The organism is Bradyrhizobium sp. SZCCT0153 (genome assembly GCF_018129995.1).
Taxonomy (GTDB): domain Bacteria; phylum Pseudomonadota; class Alphaproteobacteria; order Rhizobiales; family Xanthobacteraceae; genus Bradyrhizobium; species Bradyrhizobium japonicum_G.
In genome coordinates, this window is sequence record NZ_JAFCKS010000001.1 from 908,857 (window position 1) to 928,463 (window position 19,607).

Genomic DNA, 19,607 nt, shown 5'->3' on the forward strand with positions numbered 1-19,607 from the left:
CAATGTAGATCACGAATTGGTTAGATTGAACCCTGCAATGAACCCTTGCAGGGCTGCATCGCGTTGTCCGCGTTCGGGCTTTTGACGAATTCCAAATATTTTTCGGCGGCCCTTGTTAAACGGAGGGTGCCTCCGTATCTTCGTCGAGACGTTGGCTCGGATTGTGTCCGGGCGGCGCAGATCGACGGCGGCCACGGCGGTGGCGCGCTACGCGATCACCCATGTCCATATCTGATCGGAGCCTTGTATGAACCACTCCATCAGCCTCACCGTGAACGGTGCGCGGCGCGACTTCGTCCTCGACGATCCGCGCGTCACGCTGCTCGATCTGCTGCGTGAGCGCCTCCATCTCACCGGAACCAAGAAGGGATGTGACCGCGGCCAATGCGGCGCCTGCACCATTCTGGTCGACGGCAAGCGCATCAACTCCTGCCTCGCACTCGCCATCAGTCATGACGGTGCCGACATCCTCACCATCGAGGGCGTCGCGCGCGGCGACCAGCTTCACCCCGTGCAGGCCGCCTTCATTGCCCATGACGGCTTTCAATGCGGCTTCTGCACGCCCGGCCAGATCATGAGCGCCATCGGCATGATGAGCGAGGCGCAGGCCGGCAACGATCCCGAGCGCATCCGCGAATGCATGAGCGGCAATCTGTGCCGCTGCGGCGCCTATGCCGGCATCGTCGATGCCGTGCTCGAGGCGCAGGCCGGCATGGACGAATCCAATCAGAGGCGCTCCGCATGAAACAGTTCGATTATGTCAAGCCCGGCACGGTCGCCGAGGCCGTCGCCGCCGCGGCTCAGCCGGGCGCCGTCTATCTTGCCGCCGGCACCAATCTGCTCGATCTGATGAAGGGTGGCGTCAGCCGACCGGATCGTCTGGTCGACGTCACGCATCTGGGCGGCCTCGATCAGATCGAGCATCTCGCCGACGGTAGTGTGCGCATTGGCGCGCTGGTGAGCAACGCCGATCTCGCGCATGACGCGGACTTTGCAAAGGCCTATCCGGCCGTCGCCGAAGCGCTGCTCTCCGGCGCATCGGCGCAACTGCGCAATGCCGCCACCGTGGGCGGCAATCTGCTGCAACGGACGCGCTGCGCGTATTTCTATGACACCGCCAGCCGCTGCAACAAGCGCGAGGCCGGCAGCGGATGCGACGCGCGCGAGGGCGAGAACCGAAGCCACGCCGTGCTCGGCTGGAGCGAAAACTGCATCGCGACGCATCCGTCGGACTTCTGCGTGCCGCTGGTCGCATTCGATGCCGTCGTCGAGATCGAGGGCAGGAACGGGCGGCGCGAGATCGCGCTCGACGAGCTGCATCGCCTGCCGGGCGCTGCGCCCGAGCGCGAATCGGCGCTCGAACCGGGTGATCTCATCGTCGCCGTGCGTCTGCCGCCTGCGGCGCGCGGCTTTGCCGCGCATGCGCGCTACCTGAAGGTTCGCGAGCGCACTTCCTACGCGTTTGCCGTCGTCTCGGCCGCCGCTGCGTTGCGAATCGAGAACGGCAGGATCGGGGAGGCGCGGCTTGCGCTCGGCGGCGTCGCCGCAAAGCCCTGGCGCGCCCGCGCCGCGGAGGATGTGCTCAGGAACGTCGCGCCGACGGCAGACGCGTTCCAGGAGGCCGCCTGGCGTGCGCTCACCGACGCAAAACCGTCCGGTGACAACGCCTTCAAGATCGAGCTCGCGCGCCGCATCGTCGTGCGCGCGCTGACCCTCGCCGCTGCCGGCACGCCCGCGCGCATCCCCGCGCTGCCGGCCTCTTCCTTTGCCTCGACGTCCGGAGCCATTCATGCCTGAGCTCAACCTGACCAGCGCGCCCGCCCATCTGCGCCACGGCTCGAACATCGGCCAGCCCCTGACCCGCCGCGACGGCATCCTCAAGGTGAAGGGGCAGGCGACCTACGCCGCCGACAATCACCCGCCGGGCATGCTGTTTGCGGTCATGGCTGTTGCCAGCATTTCACGCGGCCGCGTGACCGCGCTCGATGTCGCCGCCGCCAAGCGCCATCCCGGCGTCGTCGACGTCATGACACCGGACCACAAGCCGCAGCTTGCGATCGACCCCGAGATCAAGACCAATCCGTTCGTGTTCCGGATGGAGGTGTTGCAGAGCAACGAGGTCCGCTACGCCAACCAGCCCATTGCCGTCGTGATCGCCGAAACGCTGGAGGCGGCGACGGAAGGCGCGGTGCTGCTGGCGCCGCGTTACGAGACGCTGCCCGCCCTCGTCGGGCTCGATGCCGGCGAAAGCTTCGTGCCGCCTGTCGTCGGTGTCGGCAACCCCACCGAAAATCACCGCGGCGACGTCGAGGCCGGTCTCGCGTCGGCCGACAAGCAGATCGACGCGACTTACGAGACGCCGCCGCAATATCACAACGCCATGGAGCCGCATGCGATCGTGGCCGCCTGGGACGGCGACAGCGTGCAGATCGACATGCCGACCCAGGGGCTCATGCTGTCGCTTGCGCGCGTGGCTGAGCTGTTCGGCATTGCCCACGACAAGATCCACATCCGCAGCCCCTTCCTCGGCGGCGGCTTCGGCTCCAAGGGATTGATGGCGGGCCCCCCGGTCCTCGGTCTCATGGCTGCCAAGCTCGTCGGCAAGCCCGTCAAGCTCGTGCTGCGTCGTGAGCAGATGTACGGTCCGGTCGGCCATCGCGCGCCGACGCGGCAGCGGCTGCGCATCGGCGCCGATGGCGAGGGGCGTCTGACCGCGCTCAATCATCATGCCAGAACGGTGTCGAGCACGTTCGATGATTTCTACGAACCGGCTGCCGATGCCTCGCACACGCTCTATGCGGCTCCTGCGATCCGCACCTCGCATGATGCCGTGCGCGTCAATACCGGCACCCCTTTGTTCATGCGCGCGCCCGGCGAGGCGACCGGCTCGATCGCGCTGGAGAGCGCGATCGACGAGATGGCCTGGGCCTGCGGCATCGATCCGCTCGCCTTTCGCCTCCAGAACTATGCCGAGGTCGAGCCGATCACCGGCAAACCGTTTTCGTCCAAGGCATTGCGTGCCTGCTACGAGCAGGGCGCGGCGCGCTTCGGCTGGGCGAAGCGACCGCTCCAGCCGCGGCAGATGCGCGACGATGCCGGCCTCCTGGTCGGCTGGGGCATGGGCACCGCGACCTTCCCGGCGTTGATGTTCCAGGCCGAGGCACGTGCAGTTCTTCGCGGCGACGGCTCCGGCGCCATGGAGATCGGCGCGCATGACATGGGGCAGGGCGCCTGGACGGCGCTGGCCCAAATCGCAGCCGACGAGCTCGGGCTCGATATCGACCGGGTCGAGTTCAAGGCCGGCACGTCGGACCTGCCCGATGCCGGCATCGCCGGCGGCTCGGCGCATACCGCGACCGCGGGTGCCGCGATCCACAGCGCCGGCGCAGCCGTGATCGCAAAGCTCGCCGATCTCGCAACCGGTGACGAGCGCTCGCCGCTGTTCGGCGCCGGCAATGCCGGCGTGATCGCGCGCGACGGCAGGCTGATCCGGCGTGACGACCAGAGCCGCAGCGAGAGCTATCCCGAGATTCTCGCGCGCGCAGGCGTCGCCGAGGTCGAGGCGCGCGGCACCGGTGCGCCGAATCCGGCGGCGATGGAGGAGTATGCGATGCATGCCCACGGCGCGGTGTTCGCGGAGGTGAAGGTCGATCCCGAGCTCGGCCAGGTCCGGGTCATGCGCATGGTCGGTGCGTTCGCGGCCGGGCGCATCGTCAATCCGCGCATGGTGCAGAGTCAGCTGTTCGGCGGCATGATCTGGGGCATGTCGTTCGCGCTGCACGAGGAGGCCATCACCGACCGCCGCAGCGGGAGGATCATGAACGCCAATCTCGGCGAGTACCACATCCCCGTGAACGCCGACGTGCCGTCGCTCGACGTGATCACGGTCGAGGAGCACGATCCGCACGTCAATGCGCTCGGCATCAAGGGCGTCGGCGAGATCGGCATCACCGGCAGCGCCGGCGCGGTCGCCAACGCGGTCTGGCATGCGACGGGCGTCCGTGTGCGTCGTTTCCCGATCAGGATCGAGGACTTGCTGACGCCGCTTTGAGGCAAAAAAAGCGGGACGAGCTGGTCTCGTTCCGCCGCGTCCTGCTAGTGCAACTTCTTGCGGAGGGCCTTGAGAGCCTCTCGCTGCGTCTCGATGTAGTCAGCGATCATCTTACGCAGCTCCTGCGAATGGAGCTTGTCAGTGTCGCGCTGCACTTCATCGAGCGCAGCCTCTGCATTGGCGAGCGTGATCTTCATCTGCGAGCCCGGTTAGAATGCGGCGCCGGAATGTCTCTCGGCTACGGCTCGCATCATATAGAGGATCGGCTCGCGGAAATTGAGATGGCTCAATCTCCGTAAGACACCGGGGCACTCCGTAAGATTCCGGATAATTTCAAAACGTCGGCGGCGTGCAGGCCGAGATCACCTCGCACGGCCTGCCGCCGACGCAGCGGAAGCGATGCGGGCGGCGGCTCTCGAAATAATAGGCATCGCCCGGATTGAGGATGCGGCGCTCGTCCTCGACGGTGACTTCGAGCTTGCCCGAAATCACGATGCCGCCTTCCTCGCCGTCATGGACGAGGTGCACCCGTCCGGTGTCGCTGCCGGGCTCGTAGCGCTCCTTCAGGATCTGAAGGCTGCGGCCGAACAGATTGTCGCCGATCTGGCGATACGAGATCGGCTTCTTGCCGACCTCGGTCAGCTCTTCGGAGCGGTAGAAGATCTTGCGCCGCGTCTCCGGCTCCAGCGCGAAGAATTCGGCGAGCCCCATCGGGATGCCGTCGAGGATGCGCTTGAGCGCGCCGACCGACGGGTTCATCTGGTTGGATTCGATCAGCGAGATCGTCGAATTGGTGACCCCTGAGCGCTTGGCGAGCTCACGCTGCGACAGCTTCTGGCGGGCCCGGATGAATCGCAGCCGTCCACCGATGTCGACGCTCATGCCCGGAATCCCTGTTGCAAGTGTTGCGGATCGGGCAAATATGGACCAGCACCCCCAGCTAAATCAATGGGTTGCGGCAGCGCAGAAAAGGACTTGTTGACTGGCCTGAGCCGTGGCTCTGCTAACGGGTCAGCAAAGGAGCGTGGCCCGTGACCCTTCATCAGATTCCGAACACCATCAAGACCGATTCGTTCTGGATGCCGTTCACGGCCAACCGGCAGTTCAAGAAGGCGCCGCGCCTGTTTTCCTCGGCCGAGGGCATGCACTACACCACCGTCGACGGCCGCAAGGTGATCGACGGCTCCGCCGGTCTCTGGTGCGTCAATGCCGGCCACGGCCGCAAGCAGATCGCGGCTGCGGTCGAGCGGCAACTGATGACGCTGGACTTCGCGCCGTCGTTCCAGATGGGCCATCCGCTGGCTTTCGACTTCGCCGAGCGCCTTGCCGAGATCGCCCCGAAGGGCCTCGACCGCATCTTCTTCACCAATTCCGGCTCCGAGTCGGTCGATACCGCGCTGAAGATCGCGCTCGCCTATCACCGCGCCAACGGCCAGGCGAGCCGCACCCGCCTGATCGGCCGTGAGCGCGGCTATCACGGCGTCGGCTTCGGCGGCACGTCTGTCGGCGGCATGGTCGCCAATCGTCGCGCCTTCACGACCCTCCTGCCGGGCGTCGACCACATCCGCCACACCCATGATCTCAGCCGCAACGCCTTCGCCAAGGATCAGCCGGAGCACGGCGCCGAGCTCGCCGACGATCTCGAGCGCCTCGTCGCTCTGCACGGCGCCGAGACGATCGCCGCCGTGATCGTCGAGCCGGTTCCGGGCTCGACCGCGGTGCTGCCGCCGCCGAAGGGCTATCTGCAACGCCTGCGCGAGATCTGCGACAAGCACGGCATCCTCTTGATCTTCGACGAGGTCATCACCGGCTTCGGCCGCCTTGGCACGCCGTTCGCCGCCAACTTCTTCGGCGTCACGCCTGATTTGATGACGACGGCCAAGGGCATCACCAACGGCACCATTCCCTGCGGCGCGGTGTTCGCTCACCGCAAGGTTCACGACGGCCTGATGGTCGGCCCCGAGAACCAGATGGAGCTGTTCCACGGCTACACCTATTCGGCGCATCCGACGGCCTGCGCCGCCGGTATCGCGACACTCGACATCTACAAGGACGAGGGTCTGCTCACGCGCGGTGCCTCGATCGCCGAATATTGGCGCGATGCGCTGCATTCGCTGAAGGGCCTGCCCAACGTCATCGACATCCGCAATTGCGGCCTGATGGGCGCGGTCGAGCTGTCGCCGCGTGACGGCACGGTTGGTGCGCGCGGCTACGACGTGATGGTCGACTGCTTCAATCGCGGGCTGTATTTCCGCATGAGCGGCGACTCCTTCGCGCTATCGCCGCCGCTCATTGTCGAGAAGAGCCACATCGACGACATCGTGTCGATTCTGGGCGACGCCATCAAGCGGGTGGCCTGATAATTGCTCTCGCCGTTGCGAGTTGTTTCTTGCAGCGGCGGGCGTGATGCCGCGGGAGTTTGACCAAGCGTGAAAGTTCTGATCCTCGGCAGCGGTGTCATCGGCGTCACCTCTGCCTACTATCTCGCACGTGCCGGTCATGAGGTAACGGTCGTCGACCGTCAGCCGGAGCCGGCGCTCGAGACCTCCTTTGCCAATGCCGGCGAGGTGTCGCCCGGCTATTCCTCGCCCTGGGCCGGTCCCGGCGTGCCGGTGAAGGCGATCAAGTGGCTCTTGATGAAGCACGGCCCGCTGGTGATCCGGCCGAAGCTCGATCCCGTGATGTGGGTCTGGCTCACCAAGATGCTGCGCAACTGCACCAGCGCGCGCTACGCGGTCAACAAGAGCCGGATGATCCCGATCGCGGAGTACAGCCGCGACTGCCTGCGCGACCTGCGCCGCGACATCGGCATTCAATATGACGAGCGTTCGCAGGGCACGCTCCAGCTGTTCCGCTACCAGGCCCAACTCGACGGCACGGGTGAGGACATCGCCGTGCTCAAGCAATACGGCGTGCCGTTTGAAGTGCTGAGCCGCGAGGGCTGCATCGCGGCCGAGCCGGCGCTGGCGGGCGTGAAGGAGAAGTTCGCCGGCGGGCTTCGCCTGCCGCAGGACGAGACCGGCGACTGCCACATGTTCACGCAGGCGCTCGCCAAGCATGCCGAAGCGCTCGGCGTGCGCTTCATGTTCAACACCGGCATCGACCGCATCGTCACGGACGGCGGGCGCGTGACTGGTGTTTCCACCAGCGCTGGCCTGTTGCAGGCGGACGCTTACGTCCTCGCGCTCGGAAGCTGGTCGTCGCGGCTGGTCGCGCCGCTCGGCATCTCGCTGCCGGTCTATCCGGTGAAGGGATATTCGATCACGGTGCCGATCAAGGACGCCTCCGGCGCGCCGGAATCCACCGTGATGGACGAGAGCTACAAGGTCGCGATCACCCGTCTCGGCAATCGCATCCGCGTCGGCGGCACCGCCGAAATCTCGGGCTATTCGAGCCAGCTCTACGACGCGCGGCGCGCCACGCTCGATCACTCGTTGACCGATCTGTTCCCGCGCGGCGGCGACCTCTCGAAGGCGACGTTCTGGAGCGGCCTGCGCCCGATGACGCCGGACGGCCCGCCCGTGATCGGTCCGACGCGCTACCCCAACCTCCATTTCAACACCGGCCACGGCACGCTCGGCTGGACCATGTCCTGCGGCTCCGGCCGCGTGCTCGCGGACATGCTGTCGGGCAAGAAGCCTGACATCGATGTCAGTGCGCTGACGGTGGAGCGATACGATCACCGGTTCGGGTAAGACTCTATCCGCTCGTAATGACGGCGGGGAGGTGTCGCGGTTCGCCTCACCTGCTCGCGGAGAGAGGACGAGCGATCAACCCGCCCCCGTCACGCAATTCACCCACAGCACCACGGCCTTCGCGTCATTGGCCGGATTCGAAAACCGGTGCGGCCTTCGGCTCGCGAACCGGAAACTGTCGCCCGTCTTCAGCGACCAGGTCTCGCTGTCCACCGTCAGCATCATCTCGCCGTCGAGCACGAGGCCGGCTTCCTCGCCGTCATGGGTGTAGAGCTCGTCGCCGGTGGAGCCGCCGGGCTCAAGATGTACGAGGAACAGGTTGAGCCGGTTGTCCGCACTGGCGGGGCTGAGCAATTGCTTCGAGACGCCGGTGCGCCATAGCTTCAATTCCGGCCGCTGCAGCCCGCGCGTCACCACCTGATCGGATGCACCGTCGGCGCTCGGGCTCGCGCCGAACAGCGCGGCGATGCCGACGCCGAGCACGTCGGCAAGCGTTGCCAGCACCCGCAGCGACGGCGAAGACAGGCCGCGCTCGATCTGGCTGAGGAAGCCGATCGACAGGTCCGTTCGCGAAGCGACCGTTTCGAGCGAGAATTGCCTGGCGCGCCGGAGATCGCGGATGCGGCGGCCGACCGCGACGTCCATCGCGGGCTCCGACGGTTTGGCGATGGCCTTGGTGACAACCTTGGCCTTCACCTTCGCCTTCACAGCCCTGGCCGGCTTTGCCGCGGCCGGTTTGCGCATTCTTTTGCCACCGCTCACGTCAAATCGCTTCCTTCATGTGCATGAAAACCGCTTGCATCGTCCGCGGAAGTGTGACCAAATTTTCATATTGGTGAAAATAGGCTGAAACGGCTTGGCCCGCAACGTCTCTCGTTTCGACACCGCGCCTCGCCGCCACCGGCCGAGTCCAAAGGGGATTGCGATGCCGTTGAAGCGTTTTGTTCAGGCCGCGGTCGCGGCGCTCGTGCTAGCTGTCGTGGCGCCGGCTTCGGCGCAGCAGGTGCTGAAGGTCGGCTCGACGCCGACAGGCATTCCGTTCACTTTCCTCGACACCAAGACCAATACCATCCAGGGCATCATGGTCGATCTCATCACCGAGATCGGCAAGGACGCCGGCCTCAGCGTGCAGATCGAGCCGATGCAGTTCTCGGCGCTGATCCCCTCGCTGACCTCGAGCAAGATCGACATCATTGCAGCCGCGATGTTCATCACCGCGCCGCGCAAGGAGGTCGTCGACTTCTCCGACCCGATCTACACTTACGGTGAAGGTCTCGTCGTGCCGAAGAGCGACACCAAAGCCTACGCTGTGCAGGAAGATCTGAAGGGCGAGACGGTCGGCGCCCAGGTCGGCACCGCCTTCGTCGACGCGTTGAAAAAGTCGGGACTGTTCGCCGACGTCAAGGCTTACGACACCATTCCCGACATCCTGCGCGACGTGAATGCCGGCCGCCTCAAGGCCGGCTACGCCGACTACCCGATCCTCGCCTATAATCTGAAGCAGGGTGGCTTCCCCGAGGTTCGCCTCGTCGACGGCTACAAGCCCGCCACCGTCGGGTCGGTCGGCATCGGCGTGCGCAAGGGCGAGACCGCGCTACTCAGCAAGATCAACGCCTCGCTCGCCAAGCTCAAGGCCAACGGCACCATCGACAAGATCCTCGACAAATGGGGCCTGAAGGCCCAGGGCTGATCGTTAAGGATCGATCGATGAAGGCTGGCCGATGAAAGGCTTCTGGCACGACGCCGCCGAGTTCTTCCCGATCCTGATGAGCGGCGTCGCGCTGACGATCGTCGTCACCATCGGCTCGCTGCTGCTCTCGACGGTGCTCGGCCTGATCTGGGCGATGATGCGGGTCTCCGGCATCAAGGCGCTGTCGATGCTCAGCGCCAGCCTGATCAACGTGATCCGGGGCATCCCGATCATCGTGCTCTTGTTCTACCTCTACTTCGTGATGCCCGATCTCGGCGTCACGCTCTCGGCGTTGCAGGCCGCGATCCTCGGTCTCGGCATCGCGTACTCGGCCTATCAGGCGGAAAACTTCCGTGCCGGCATCGAGGCGATCGACAAGGGCCAGATCGAGGCGGCGCAATCGATCGGCATGGGCTGGTGGCTCACCATGCGCCGTGTGGTGCTGCCGCAGGCGGTGCGTATCGTGTTGCCTCCCTACGGCAACGTCATGATCATGATGCTGAAGGATTCGTCGCAAGCCTCGACCATCACGGTCGCCGAGCTCGCGCTCCAGGGCAAGCTGATCGCGTCCTCGACCTTCAAGAACACCAGCGTGTTCACGCTGGTGGCGCTGATGTATCTCACCATGAGCATCCCGCTGATCCTGCTGGTTCGACACTTCGAGAAGCGGGCGGGCAAGAAATGATCGACCTCAACGACGTCCACAAGAGCTTTGGCGAGAACGAGGTGCTCAAGGGCATCACGGCGCGCGTCGAGAAAGGCGAGGTGGTCTGCATCGTCGGCCCGTCCGGCTCCGGCAAGTCCACGATTCTGCGTTGTATCAACGGTCTGGAAAGCTACGACCGCGGCGAGATCAACGTCGAGGGATTGAAGGTCGACCGCGATGCCGCCTCGATCGTGAAAGTCCGCACCCAGGTCTCGATGGTGTTCCAGCGCTTCAACCTGTTTCCGCACCGGACGGTGCTGGAGAACGTGGTCGAAGGTCCGCTCTATGTGAAGAAGGAGGCGCGCGCACAAGTGCTCGAGCGCGGCCGCGCGCTGCTCGCGCAAGTGGGCCTCGCCGAAAAGGCCGAGGCGCACCCGCCGGAGCTCTCGGGCGGCCAGCAGCAGCGCGTCGCGATCGCACGGGCGCTCGCGATGCAGCCCAAGGCCATCCTGTTCGACGAGCCGACGTCGGCGCTCGATCCTGAATTGGTCGGCGATGTCCTCGGCGTGATGCGCAAGCTCGCCGACGACGGCATGACCATGGTCGTCGTCACCCACGAGATGGGTTTTGCCCGCGACGTCGCCGACCGGGTGCTGTTCATCGACGGCGGCGTCATCGTCGAGCAGGGGCCAGCCAGGGCGCTGCTCAATCAACCCCAGCATCCGCGCACGCAGGACTTCTTGCGCCGCGTGCTGCATCCGCTCTGAACGGTCTCGCCATGCCGACGCGCCTGCCTCTGCCGCCTTCGCTCTATGCCGAGACCGCCGTCGCGCCGGTGGCCACGCCGCCGCTCGACGTCGACAAGACCGTCCCGGTCGCGATCGTCGGCGGCGGTTACACAGGCCTGTCCACAGCGTTGCATCTGGCCGAGCAGGGCGTCGAGGCACTGGTGCTGGAGGCGCAGGAGCCGGGCTGGGGCGCGTCGGGCAACAATGGCGGCCACACCAATCCCGGACTGAAGCACGACCCCGATCAGATCGAGGCCGATTTCGGCGCTGAGCTCGGCCGCCGCATGATCGAGTTCTCCTACGGCACCACGAATTTCACGCATGATTTGATCCGTCGCTACCAGATCCCGTGCGAGGCGCGGCAGAACGGCACGCTGCGCGCGGCCTATAACGAGGCCAGCGCCGCGGCGATCGACAAGACCGCGCAGCAATGTATCCGCCGCGGCATGCCGGTGAAGCTGCTCAACCGCAAGCAATTGCGCGAGATGACCGGCACCGATCGCTATCTCTGTGCGATGCTGGATTCCCGCGGCGGTGATCTGCATCCGCTGAGCTACGCCCGCGGCCTTGCGCGCGCCGCGATCTCCGCAGGCGCAAAGGTCCATGGCGAGACGCCGGCGCTGTCGCTGCGCCGTGAGGGCTCGCGATGGCGCATCGAAACGCCGCGCGCCGTGGTGCATGCCGACAAGGTGTTGCTCGCGACCAACGGGTTTACCGACGATCTCTGGCCGGGCCTCCGCCGCACCATCGTGCCGGTGTTTTCGTCGATCGCCGCCACCGCGCCGCTCTCCGACGAGATCGCCCGTTCGATCATGCCGACGCGCCCGGTGCTCTACGAAAGCGGCCATATCACGGTGTACTACCGCATCGATCAGCACAACCGCCTGTTGATGGGCGGCCGCGGCCCGATGCGCTGGATCAGCGCGCCGAACGATGTCGCCTATCTCATGCGTTATGCAGAACGGCTATGGCCGCAGCTCAAGGGCGTCGCCTGGACCCATGGCTGGAACAGCCGGCTCGCCATCACCAAGGATCACTATCCGCATGTGCACGAGCCGGCGGAAAACATCCTGATCTCGCTCGGCTGCAACGGCCGCGGCGTCGCGCTCTCGACCGCGATGGGCGCGCAGCTCGCCCGTCGGCTGATCGGCGGGCCCAAGGCCGGGATCGACATGCCCGTCACCGGCATCAAGCCGATCCCGATGCATGCCTTCTGGCCGGTGGGCGTGACGAGCGCCGTGATCGCAGGTCGCGTGCGCGACCGGCTGGGGATCTAAGGCGCAGTTGGATTTTCTTCTCGCCACGAAGCAGGTGCTCTCCCGCTTGCGGGAGAGGTTAAAGAGCCGGTGGCCCGATCTGGTGTAGTTTAACCTCAGCCTTCCGCGATCGCGTCGGCCCAAGGCTGAAAAATCTCGACCGCGCCTGTGTTGACGTCACCGTCACGCATCACCACGCTCGGGCAGGCGAACTTCATCGGCAGGGCCTGCACTTGTGTTTCCTCGTAGTCGAAGCGCGCCGCCAGGACTTTGCGCGCGTCGGCCGGCAGCCTGATATCGCCGATCACGGTCGCGCCTTCGCTGGCATCGATGCGCGGCTGATGGATTGCGGCATCGAGGTCCATGCCGAAATCCATCGCAAAGGACACGAGCTGCATCACCGAAGGCAGGATGCGGCGGCCGCCGGAGGCGCCGACCGCCAGCCGCTTGCCGTCCTCGATCTCGGCGATGACGGGCGTGTAGTTGGTGAGGCAGCGCTTGCCCGGGGCGAGCGAGTTGGTCGTGCCAGGCATCGGGTCGAACCACATGATGCCGTTGTTCATGGCAATGCCCGTGTGCGGCGTCACATATTTCGAGCCGAAGGACGAAAGCAGCGTCTGCGTCACCGCGGCGATGTTGCCGTGGCGGTCGACGACGGAGAAATGGGTGGTGCAGGCCGGCGCGAGATATTCGGCGCCGAGCGAGCGCTTGCCGTCGGCATCGCCCATGTCCTTGAGCCGCTCGCGATAGGCCGATTGCAAGGCGAGCGCATATTCGGCGTAGGCGGCTGCATCGGGCGCACCTGCCGGTTTCAGATTCTGCTGCAGAAGGCGGAGCGCATGTGCCAGCGTCGGTCCGGCTGTGAGCTCGGGCGTCGCAAATACCTTGCCGCCGCGGTAAGGGATCGCCAACGGCTCGCGCAGATGGGCGCGGAACGCGGCAAGATCCTCCACCGACAGCGCGCCGCCGTCGCCCCTGATGTCGGATGCGATGCTCCTGGCGAGATCGCCCTGGTAGAAATCACGCGGCCCGGCTTCGGCGAGGTGCGACAACGTCGCCTTCAAATTGTCCTGCGGCAGCCGAGTCTCGGACTTGATGCCCCACGGCGCGCTCGGCGGCAGGCCGTCCTTCAGGAACGCTGCCGCGCTCGCGGGATAGCGCCGAAGATCGGCCGCCGAGGCCGCGATCGTCAGCGTGGTCCACCAATCGGCCAGCAGGCCTTCGCCGGCGAGTGCGGCTGCCAGCGCGACCAGATCCTTCCATGGCAGCCTGGCGTGACGGCGATGCGCCTCCTCCATGCCGGCGACGACGCCGGGCACGGCGATCGAGCCGGGGCCATGGATGTTGCGGTCATCCTTCACCCGCTGCCAGGGGAACAGATCCGACGCTGCGCCTTCGCCGCTGAGCGGATAGTCGGCCATTTGCAGGCTCTGCGGCGCACACATGCCGTAGTCGATCACCTCGGTGCGATTTTCCCTGGCGCGGTAGAGCACCATCGCGCCGCCGCCGCCGATGCCGCTGTTCCAGGGCTCCAGCACGTTCAGCGCGAACGTGGTCGCGACGATCGCGTCGACGCAGTCACCGCCAGCCGCCAGCACCTGCGCTCCCACCTCGGCCGCCCGCCGCGATTGCGCGGCGACGATGCCGCCCTTGGACCTGACGGCGGGTTTGCGGATGGTCTGGGCGAGGCTGAACTGATGAGGCATGATGTTGTCTGCGTCTGGCTCTGTTGCGCGTCCCGATCGGCGTAGCGCTCGAACATTGGCACATCGCCGCTGACGAGAACATCCACGCGGCGAAGCGACATGGCAGGTGTGAAGCAGGCGCGGGATGGTGCGGCCGCGCACTTCTGCGACTGGCCCAAGACGTCGATGCCCGGGACAGGCCCGGGCATCACGAGTTTGCGAAGCGGTCAGCTGAAAAGGGAGGGCGAAGCCGCGGCGCTCAGCGCGCGCGATCCAGCCGGCTGGCTTGATACTTGGCGTGCCATTTCGGGCCGGGCCCGCGCATGTAGTGGAGCTCGGGCCGGTAGGGGGTGCCGGCGATCCGGATCAGCGTCTGCCATTTGGTGGCGACGAAGCTCAGGGGCTGGCGGAGCAGGCTCAGTGACGCGAGCAACATGGCATCACCTCAATGCGGCTTGCCGAGCATGGCGGTGAAGGGGAGATCGAAGATCTCCTCGCCGTCAGAGCCGCTGACATGGATCACCCAGTCGCGCCAATCTTCGGTGCCCGGCGTCAGGATCATCGTGTTCATGATCTGGGCGGCCCGGTCACGCGCCTCGGTCAGGCTGGCCACCGCGGTGCCGCTGCGATCGATCAGCGTGCCCTCGGTATTGGAGCAGTGGAAATAGACCTGGACCATATGCGTCTCCTATTGGGAGCGATTGGGACGGCAAACGGATACCATCCCAAGCCTTCGCGAAACATTCGGGTCGAACCCGGTAAGGGAATCTACGGAGATTGGTCGGCACCAAGACCCCTGCGGGTTTGATCACAAGGGGGTGTTGATCAACTGGACGGCGTTCCCATGACATGGAACAACTTTTGGCGGAAAGTCCAGGAGGCCGCCGTGAACCAGCTCACATTCTGGCGTGAACGCCGCTGCCCGCGGCTGTTTGCGGCGATCGTCGCTGGAGCGCTGCTCGGCCTTGCCTCGGGAGCCTCCTCCGAATCGGTGAGGAAAAGCGGCTACGCGATCGGCACCGAGACCTGCGGCGGTGCCGATCTGGTGTTTCCAAAAATCCAGATCGACATGAAGGCGGGATTTTGCGCCGGCCTCGTCGCCAGCGAAGAGGACCATCTCAAATTTCCACGCGCGATCGTCCAGGTGCCGGGCCGCGACCTGTTCGTGGTCGCCGACATGGGCGGCTGGGGCCACACCGATGGCCGGCTGCTGCTGCTCGATCCGCATGCACCCCAGGGCCAGCGGTTCAAGGAGCTGCTGACGGGAATCGAATATCCGTTCGGCCTCGTGATCGGCCCGGACAAGAAGCTCTATGCTTCGACCGCGGAGACGATCTTCCGGTTCGATCCGCTCGCCGACAATCCGCGGAGCACGGTCGAGACCATCATCCGTCATATGCCCGGCCGTCGGATCACGTTGCCCGACGGCACCAGGCTCGACGAGAGCGCGCATCCGCTCAAGCAGTTCGTCTTTGACAAGAACGGGCGGCTGTTCGTCAATGTCGGCTCGCACAGCGACGATTGCATCACGCCGGCGCCGATCACAAAACCCTGCGCGGCCGCAGAGGGCGCCTCCGCTATGGCATCGATCTGGCTGTTCACGCCGCCCGCGGGCGGCATCTTCGCGGCGTTGAAGCCGAACGATCCGGATCCGCCGCACAGCGTCTATGCGCGCGGTCTGCGCAATTCGATGGCCCTGGTGCTGCATCCGAACTTCCCCGATGCCGGCTACGCCTTCCTCCAGGGCGAGAATGGCCGCGACCTGCCCGACATCTTCAAGCCGAACGAGGAGATCAACGCGATCGAGCAGGGCAGGCATTACGGCTGGCCCTATTGCTACGATTTGTCGACGCCGAGTCCCGAATTCAGGAGCGTGCTGCAATCCGGCATCTACAAATCGCTCTGCACGACCAACGCGCTCTACAAGGCGCCGTTCTCGCTGATGCCGCCGCACGGCGCGCCGCTGGCGATGCTGTATTATCACGGCGCCAAATTTCCGGAGCTCGAGGGCAAGCTGCTGGTCGGCCTGCACGGCTATCGCCCGACCGGCAGCCGTGTCCTCGTCTACGACGTCGACGATCACGGCTTCCCGAATACCGTCCCGGCGCCGGTGCGCTACCACGTCAGTTGCGCGGCCGACCCGACCCACAGCTTTCAGACCGACGCCGGGGAGGTGGCTGCTGCTCCGTTCGAGGAGCTGATCGCCGGCTGGCACCGCGTCAACGGTACGCGGCCGCAGGGCGCCCCGGTCGGCATGACAGTTGCGGAGGACGGCGCGATCTGGCTGGTCGAGGACAAGAACCAGACCGTGATCCGGATCGATCGCGCCACGGGCGATGCGCCGCCGCCGCTGCCCTGCGACACGCGCAGCCAGATGCTGATCGACCGGCTCGCGGCCTTCGTTGCCGGGGACGCGCAGAACAGCATCCGGCTCACCACGCTGCGCAAGGGCCTCGTCGAAAAACACTGCGTCGGCTGCCATTCCGATTTCGGCCTGAAGCCAGGGCAATCGGACGCGGAGAAGGATGCAACGGTGCTGCGCTTCATGCTGTCGCAGGACGGCTGGATCTATCCCGGCGATCCCGACTCCGGCAGGCTGCGCACGCGGCTGCGCGGTCTCGGCGCCGAGAAGTTGATGCCGCCGGGCGGCGAAAGCCTGCCGAAGACCGAGCCTGGCTACACGCGCCTGCTCGACACGGTGGATCTGCTGGTTGCGAAAATGGTTCCGGGCACGCGGATGCGGATCAGGCCGGGTCCGCCGCAGCGCAAGTTCTTCAGCAAATCCAACACGGAATGCGGCGAAATACCGGCCGCCAAGGTCGTCGTCGTGACACAAAGGAACGCTGTAGACAAACCCGGCTTCAGCCGCTTCTTCCGGCCGGCCGATCCCTATCTGAACGGCGAGTGCAGCGACGACGATGGCTATTACATCCGGCAGGAATTTCTGGTGCCTGTGCAGTAGCATCCTGCTCATCGCGACGCTGCCGGCCGCTGCCGAAACCAAGTTGTTCGACAGCGTGCAGGTGACGCCCGCCAGCGAATATACCTTCGGTATCGAAGGACCCGCCGCCGATCTCGATGGCAATCTGTTCGTCGTCAATCTCGGCAAGCCCGGCACCATCGGCAGGCTGCCGGCGGGCGGTACGGCCTCGGAGCTGTTCACGACACTTCCCGAAGGCAGCGTCGGCAACGCGATCCGTTTCGATCGGAACGGCGCGATGTTCATCGCCGACTACAAGAAGCACAACATCTTCACCATTCCGAAGGGAAGCGCCGAGCCTGCCGTCTGGTTTCACTCCGACGAGATGAACCAGCCCAACGACATCACGGTCGCCCATGACGGCACGGTCTATGCGAGCGACCCGAACTGGAAGGGTCGGGAAGGCCACATCTGGCGCATCGCCAAATCTGCTGACGGCGCGGTGCAGGGGCAGGTCATGTCGGCGCCGCGCGCGATGGGCACCACCAACGGCATCGACCTCAGCCCGGACGGCAAGACGCTCTATGTCGGCGAATCCAGCAGCGGCCAGATCTGGTCCTACACGATCAACGGCAACGAGCTCGCGAGCGCAAAGCTGGTGAAGGCGTTTCAGCCCGACACCGTCGACGGGCTGCGCACCGACGTGGCCGGCCGTCTCTATGTCGCGCGCATCCTCAAAGGCACGATCGCGCTGATGAAGCCCAACGGCGCGGTCGAGCGCGAGATTGCGCTTAGGGCCAGGGAGCCCACCAACCTCGCCTTCGGCGGCAGCGACGGCAAGACCGTTTTCGTTACCCAGCGCCAGGGCGGCTTCATCGAGTCCTTCCGCACCGACCAGCAGGGCCGCGAGCACTGCCTGCAGCGCGGGCGCTGCTAGAAAAGGCGCGGCATTGTTCTTGCTTGCATCTGGCCGCCGCAGGGATTTAGACATCTGTGGACATCGTCGAAGAGCACGCGACCACGGAGTGTTTGAGTGAAAGCCGTCCATACCGAACTGCATCGCAGCCACGATCCGCAATTCTTCCTGGTCCGCGGTGTCGTCAAGCGCACCACCGAGCAGCCCGAGCGCGCCGACCGGCTGCTCAAGGGGCTCAAGGACGGCAAGCATCAACTGGTCGAGCCGACCACATTCGGGCAGGGGCCGCGTGCGCGAGTCCACAGTCCGGAATATCTGTCGTTCCTGAGCGAGGCCTGGGATGCCTGGACCGCGCTCGGCGATTCCGGCCCGGAGATGATCGGCAACATCCATCCCGTGCGTCATGCCGCGACCTATCCGACCCACATCGTCGGCAAGCTCGGCTGGCACACCGCCGACACCGCGGCGCCGATCGGCCGGGGCACCTGGGCGGCGGTATGCGCCGCGACCGACGTCGCGGTCACGGCGGCACAGATGGTCTTGGACGGCGAGGATGCGACCTATGCGCTCTGCCGACCGCCCGGCCATCACGCCTATCGCGACATGGCCGGCGGCTTCTGCTTCCTCAACAACAGCGCGATTGCGGCGGCACATCTGCGGCAGAGGCACGAGCGCGTCGTGATCCTCGACGTCGACGTCCACCACGGCAACGGCACGCAGGGAATCTTCTACGCGCGGCCCGACGTGTACACGATCTCGATCCATGCCGATCCGACCGCGTATTACCCGTTCGTTTGGGGCTATGCGCATGAGCGCGGCGAGGGCGAGGGGCGCGGCACCAATCTCAACATTCCCCTCGCCATCGGCACCGGCGATGAGGGCTACATCCAGGCCATGGATGTCGCGCGCAAGGCGATCGAATCCTTTGCGCCCGGCGCCCTCGTCATCGCGCTAGGCCTCGACGCCTCCGAGCACGATCCGCTGCGCGGCCTCGCCGTTACCACGCCCGGCTTCCGCCGCATCGGCCAGGCCATCGCCAAGATGGGCCTGCCGACCGTGTTCGTGCAGGAGGGCGGCTATCTCTCGGATATTCTGGGCGCCAATCTGACCTCGGTGCTGGCAGGATTCGAAGAGGCGCGCTGAGGCTCGCCTCTCCCTCCTGCGAAGAAAAGCGTGGCGTAAAGCTCGCCTGCGGCCATCCTTCGAGACGCCCGCCCAGGGCGGCGTCATTCGGCTGCTTCCTGCAGCGGCCATGCATTGCGGATAATGGGAAGGCCGCCGGCGGCGCGGGAGCCGTCGGCAATCGCCAGACGATGCGAGGGCGACGGCGAGCACAGCGAGAAGCGCCAGCCGTCCGGATCGTCGGCGATATCGGGCTTGAAGCTGATCTCGATGGCCTCGCGCGACACCTGCATCGCGAAAGCGTCGAGCGGCAAATTGAGGCCGAAACCCCTGGCCTTCAGATAGGCTTCCTTCAGCGTCCAATAGTCGAAGAAGCGCTCGATCGCGGCGGGCTCCGGCAGTCCGCGCAGCGTTTCGACCTCTTCCGGCGCGAAGAACCGAAGCGCCGTCGACAGCGGAGCCACCCGCCGCGATACGGTTTCGACGTCGACGCCGACGGCTTCGTGCCTGGACACGACACAGGCGACGCAGCCGTCCGCGTGGGACAGGCTGAAATACAGCGCGGCCGAGGTCTTGGGCGCTGCGACGAACGGCCGCCCGTAGCGGCCGGCCCCGAACGACCAGTCAGAGGGCGCGACATCGGGCGCGGCCCGGGACAGCGCCAAGCGCAACATCGCATGCGCGAAAATATATTGCCGGCGATGCCGCTCGAACATGAAGCGGTCAGCCCGGACCCGTTCGTCGACCGAGAGCAGATGTCGACACGCATCGACCGCGCCCGGCGCGTCGATCGTCTCGATCAGTCCGACAAACAGTTCAATTCTGTCGTCTGCCATCA

General features: G+C 65.7%; 19 protein-coding genes. 12 read left to right on the forward strand and 7 right to left on the reverse strand.

Annotated elements, in window-relative coordinates:
• The first annotated feature begins 247 nt into the window (after window positions 1–247).
• Genes JQ572_RS04505 through JQ572_RS04515 form a run of 3 tightly spaced genes read left to right on the forward strand, consistent with a single transcriptional unit; the run spans window position 248 to window position 4,051 of the window.
• The gene (locus JQ572_RS04505) at window positions 248–745 is read left to right on the forward strand and encodes a (2Fe-2S)-binding protein (protein WP_211381745.1); all 498 of its coding nucleotides are present in this window, start codon (window positions 248–250) and stop codon (window positions 743–745) included.
• On the forward strand, window positions 742–1,797 hold the full coding sequence (locus JQ572_RS04510; protein WP_211381746.1) for an FAD binding domain-containing protein: 1,056 nt from the start codon (window positions 742–744) through the stop codon (window positions 1,795–1,797). Before JQ572_RS04505 ends, JQ572_RS04510 begins: the two co-directional genes overlap by 4 nt.
• Entirely contained in the window at window positions 1,790–4,051 is a 2,262-nt protein-coding gene (locus JQ572_RS04515) for a xanthine dehydrogenase family protein molybdopterin-binding subunit (RefSeq protein ID WP_211381747.1), read from the forward strand. The genes JQ572_RS04510 and JQ572_RS04515 overlap by 8 nt, the downstream gene beginning before the upstream one ends.
• A gap of 44 nt (window positions 4,052–4,095) precedes the next feature.
• On the opposite strand, the gene JQ572_RS04520 is transcribed toward JQ572_RS04515, so the two are convergent.
• Together JQ572_RS04520 and JQ572_RS04525 are read right to left on the reverse strand one after the other, a co-directional pair.
• Window positions 4,096–4,248 carry a hypothetical protein gene (locus tag JQ572_RS04520; RefSeq protein ID WP_211381748.1) on the reverse strand — a complete coding sequence of 51 codons (153 nt, stop codon included), beginning with the start codon at window positions 4,246–4,248 and terminating at the stop codon, window positions 4,096–4,098.
• A 136-nt stretch (window positions 4,249–4,384) separates the two neighbouring features.
• Window positions 4,385–4,933 (reverse strand): cupin domain-containing protein, encoded by a 549-nt coding sequence (locus JQ572_RS04525; protein WP_211381749.1) that lies wholly within the window; start codon window positions 4,931–4,933, stop codon window positions 4,385–4,387.
• 149 nt (window positions 4,934–5,082) lie between these two features.
• Between JQ572_RS04525 and aptA the strand changes: the two genes are divergently transcribed.
• A complete protein-coding gene (aptA, locus tag JQ572_RS04530; RefSeq protein WP_211381750.1) occupies window positions 5,083–6,411 on the forward strand; it encodes an omega-aminotransferase AptA in 1,329 nt (442 codons plus the stop codon).
• Between the two features lie 69 nt (window positions 6,412–6,480).
• Complete coding sequence (locus JQ572_RS04535; protein ID WP_211381751.1) at window positions 6,481–7,746, forward strand: D-amino acid dehydrogenase; 1,266 nt, start codon at window positions 6,481–6,483, stop codon at window positions 7,744–7,746.
• Between the two features lie 75 nt (window positions 7,747–7,821).
• On the opposite strand, the gene JQ572_RS04540 is transcribed toward JQ572_RS04535, so the two are convergent.
• Window positions 7,822–8,490 carry a helix-turn-helix domain-containing protein gene (locus JQ572_RS04540; protein WP_211381752.1) on the reverse strand — a complete coding sequence of 223 codons (669 nt, stop codon included), beginning with the start codon at window positions 8,488–8,490 and terminating at the stop codon, window positions 7,822–7,824.
• A gap of 181 nt (window positions 8,491–8,671) precedes the next feature.
• On the opposite strand from JQ572_RS04540, the gene JQ572_RS04545 reads away from it, so the two are divergent.
• From JQ572_RS04545 to JQ572_RS04560, 4 genes are read left to right on the forward strand one after another with little or no spacing between them, the layout of a single operon-like run.
• Window positions 8,672–9,436: an ABC transporter substrate-binding protein gene (locus JQ572_RS04545; protein ID WP_211381753.1), complete on the forward strand. Its 765-nt coding sequence runs from the start codon at window positions 8,672–8,674 to the stop codon at window positions 9,434–9,436.
• 31 nt (window positions 9,437–9,467) lie between these two features.
• Complete coding sequence (locus tag JQ572_RS04550) at window positions 9,468–10,121, forward strand: amino acid ABC transporter permease (protein WP_211381754.1); 654 nt, start codon at window positions 9,468–9,470, stop codon at window positions 10,119–10,121.
• Complete coding sequence (locus JQ572_RS04555) at window positions 10,118–10,849, forward strand: amino acid ABC transporter ATP-binding protein (RefSeq protein ID WP_211381755.1); 732 nt, start codon at window positions 10,118–10,120, stop codon at window positions 10,847–10,849. Before JQ572_RS04550 ends, JQ572_RS04555 begins: the two co-directional genes overlap by 4 nt.
• A gap of 11 nt (window positions 10,850–10,860) precedes the next feature.
• Window positions 10,861–12,147, forward strand: coding sequence for an NAD(P)/FAD-dependent oxidoreductase (locus JQ572_RS04560; RefSeq protein ID WP_211381756.1), 1,287 nt, complete (start codon window positions 10,861–10,863; stop codon window positions 12,145–12,147).
• Window positions 12,148–12,242: 95 nt separating this feature from the next.
• On the opposite strand, the gene JQ572_RS04565 is transcribed toward JQ572_RS04560, so the two are convergent.
• The 3 genes from JQ572_RS04565 to JQ572_RS04575 all read right to left on the reverse strand — a co-directional run bounded on the left by JQ572_RS04565 (window position 12,243) and on the right by JQ572_RS04575 (window position 14,490).
• Window positions 12,243–13,832, reverse strand: a complete 1,590-nt coding sequence (locus tag JQ572_RS04565) for a gamma-glutamyltransferase (protein WP_211381757.1) — start codon at window positions 13,830–13,832, stop codon at window positions 12,243–12,245.
• A gap of 238 nt (window positions 13,833–14,070) precedes the next feature.
• Entirely contained in the window at window positions 14,071–14,247 is a 177-nt protein-coding gene (locus JQ572_RS04570) for a hypothetical protein (protein WP_211381758.1), read from the reverse strand.
• Window positions 14,248–14,256: 9 nt separating this feature from the next.
• Window positions 14,257–14,490, reverse strand: coding sequence for a DUF6894 family protein (locus tag JQ572_RS04575; protein ID WP_211381759.1), 234 nt, complete (start codon window positions 14,488–14,490; stop codon window positions 14,257–14,259).
• A gap of 207 nt (window positions 14,491–14,697) precedes the next feature.
• Here JQ572_RS04575 and JQ572_RS04580 point away from each other — a divergent pair, with 207 nt between their 5' ends.
• The 3 genes from JQ572_RS04580 to JQ572_RS04590 all read left to right on the forward strand — a co-directional run bounded on the left by JQ572_RS04580 (window position 14,698) and on the right by JQ572_RS04590 (window position 18,790).
• On the forward strand, window positions 14,698–16,773 hold the full coding sequence (locus JQ572_RS04580; RefSeq protein WP_211381760.1) for a PQQ-dependent sugar dehydrogenase: 2,076 nt from the start codon (window positions 14,698–14,700) through the stop codon (window positions 16,771–16,773).
• A complete protein-coding gene (locus JQ572_RS04585) occupies window positions 16,730–17,668 on the forward strand; it encodes an SMP-30/gluconolactonase/LRE family protein (protein WP_211381761.1) in 939 nt (312 codons plus the stop codon). Before JQ572_RS04580 ends, JQ572_RS04585 begins: the two co-directional genes overlap by 44 nt.
• Window positions 17,669–17,764: 96 nt before the next feature.
• Window positions 17,765–18,790 (forward strand): histone deacetylase family protein, encoded by a 1,026-nt coding sequence (locus JQ572_RS04590; protein ID WP_211381762.1) that lies wholly within the window; start codon window positions 17,765–17,767, stop codon window positions 18,788–18,790.
• An 83-nt stretch (window positions 18,791–18,873) separates the two neighbouring features.
• Here JQ572_RS04590 and JQ572_RS04595 read toward each other — a convergent pair whose 3' ends face one another.
• On the reverse strand, window positions 18,874–19,605 hold the full coding sequence (locus JQ572_RS04595) for a 4'-phosphopantetheinyl transferase family protein (protein ID WP_211381763.1): 732 nt from the start codon (window positions 19,603–19,605) through the stop codon (window positions 18,874–18,876).
• Between the last annotated feature and the right edge of the window lie 2 nt (window positions 19,606–19,607).

Coding starts and splice junctions, on each gene's coding strand:
- JQ572_RS04505 (WP_211381745.1), top strand. CDS start 248: ATGAACCACTCCATCAGCCTCACCGTGAACGGTGCGCGGCGCGACTTC.
- JQ572_RS04510 (WP_211381746.1), top strand. CDS start 742: ATGAAACAGTTCGATTATGTCAAGCCCGGCACGGTCGCCGAGGCCGTC.
- JQ572_RS04515 (WP_211381747.1), top strand. CDS start 1,790: ATGCCTGAGCTCAACCTGACCAGCGCGCCCGCCCATCTGCGCCACGGC.
- JQ572_RS04520 (WP_211381748.1), bottom strand. CDS start 4,248: ATGAAGATCACGCTCGCCAATGCAGAGGCTGCGCTCGATGAAGTGCAG.
- JQ572_RS04525 (WP_211381749.1), bottom strand. CDS start 4,933: ATGAGCGTCGACATCGGTGGACGGCTGCGATTCATCCGGGCCCGCCAG.
- JQ572_RS04540 (WP_211381752.1), bottom strand. CDS start 8,490: ATGCGCAAACCGGCCGCGGCAAAGCCGGCCAGGGCTGTGAAGGCGAAG.
- JQ572_RS04545 (WP_211381753.1), top strand. CDS start 8,672: ATGCCGTTGAAGCGTTTTGTTCAGGCCGCGGTCGCGGCGCTCGTGCTA.
- JQ572_RS04550 (WP_211381754.1), top strand. CDS start 9,468: ATGAAAGGCTTCTGGCACGACGCCGCCGAGTTCTTCCCGATCCTGATG.
- JQ572_RS04555 (WP_211381755.1), top strand. CDS start 10,118: ATGATCGACCTCAACGACGTCCACAAGAGCTTTGGCGAGAACGAGGTG.
- JQ572_RS04560 (WP_211381756.1), top strand. CDS start 10,861: ATGCCGACGCGCCTGCCTCTGCCGCCTTCGCTCTATGCCGAGACCGCC.
- JQ572_RS04565 (WP_211381757.1), bottom strand. CDS start 13,832: ATGCCTCATCAGTTCAGCCTCGCCCAGACCATCCGCAAACCCGCCGTC.
- JQ572_RS04570 (WP_211381758.1), bottom strand. CDS start 14,247: ATGTTGCTCGCGTCACTGAGCCTGCTCCGCCAGCCCCTGAGCTTCGTC.
- JQ572_RS04575 (WP_211381759.1), bottom strand. CDS start 14,490: ATGGTCCAGGTCTATTTCCACTGCTCCAATACCGAGGGCACGCTGATC.
- JQ572_RS04585 (WP_211381761.1), top strand. CDS start 16,730: ATGGCTATTACATCCGGCAGGAATTTCTGGTGCCTGTGCAGTAGCATC.
- JQ572_RS04595 (WP_211381763.1), bottom strand. CDS start 19,605: ATGGCAGACGACAGAATTGAACTGTTTGTCGGACTGATCGAGACGATC.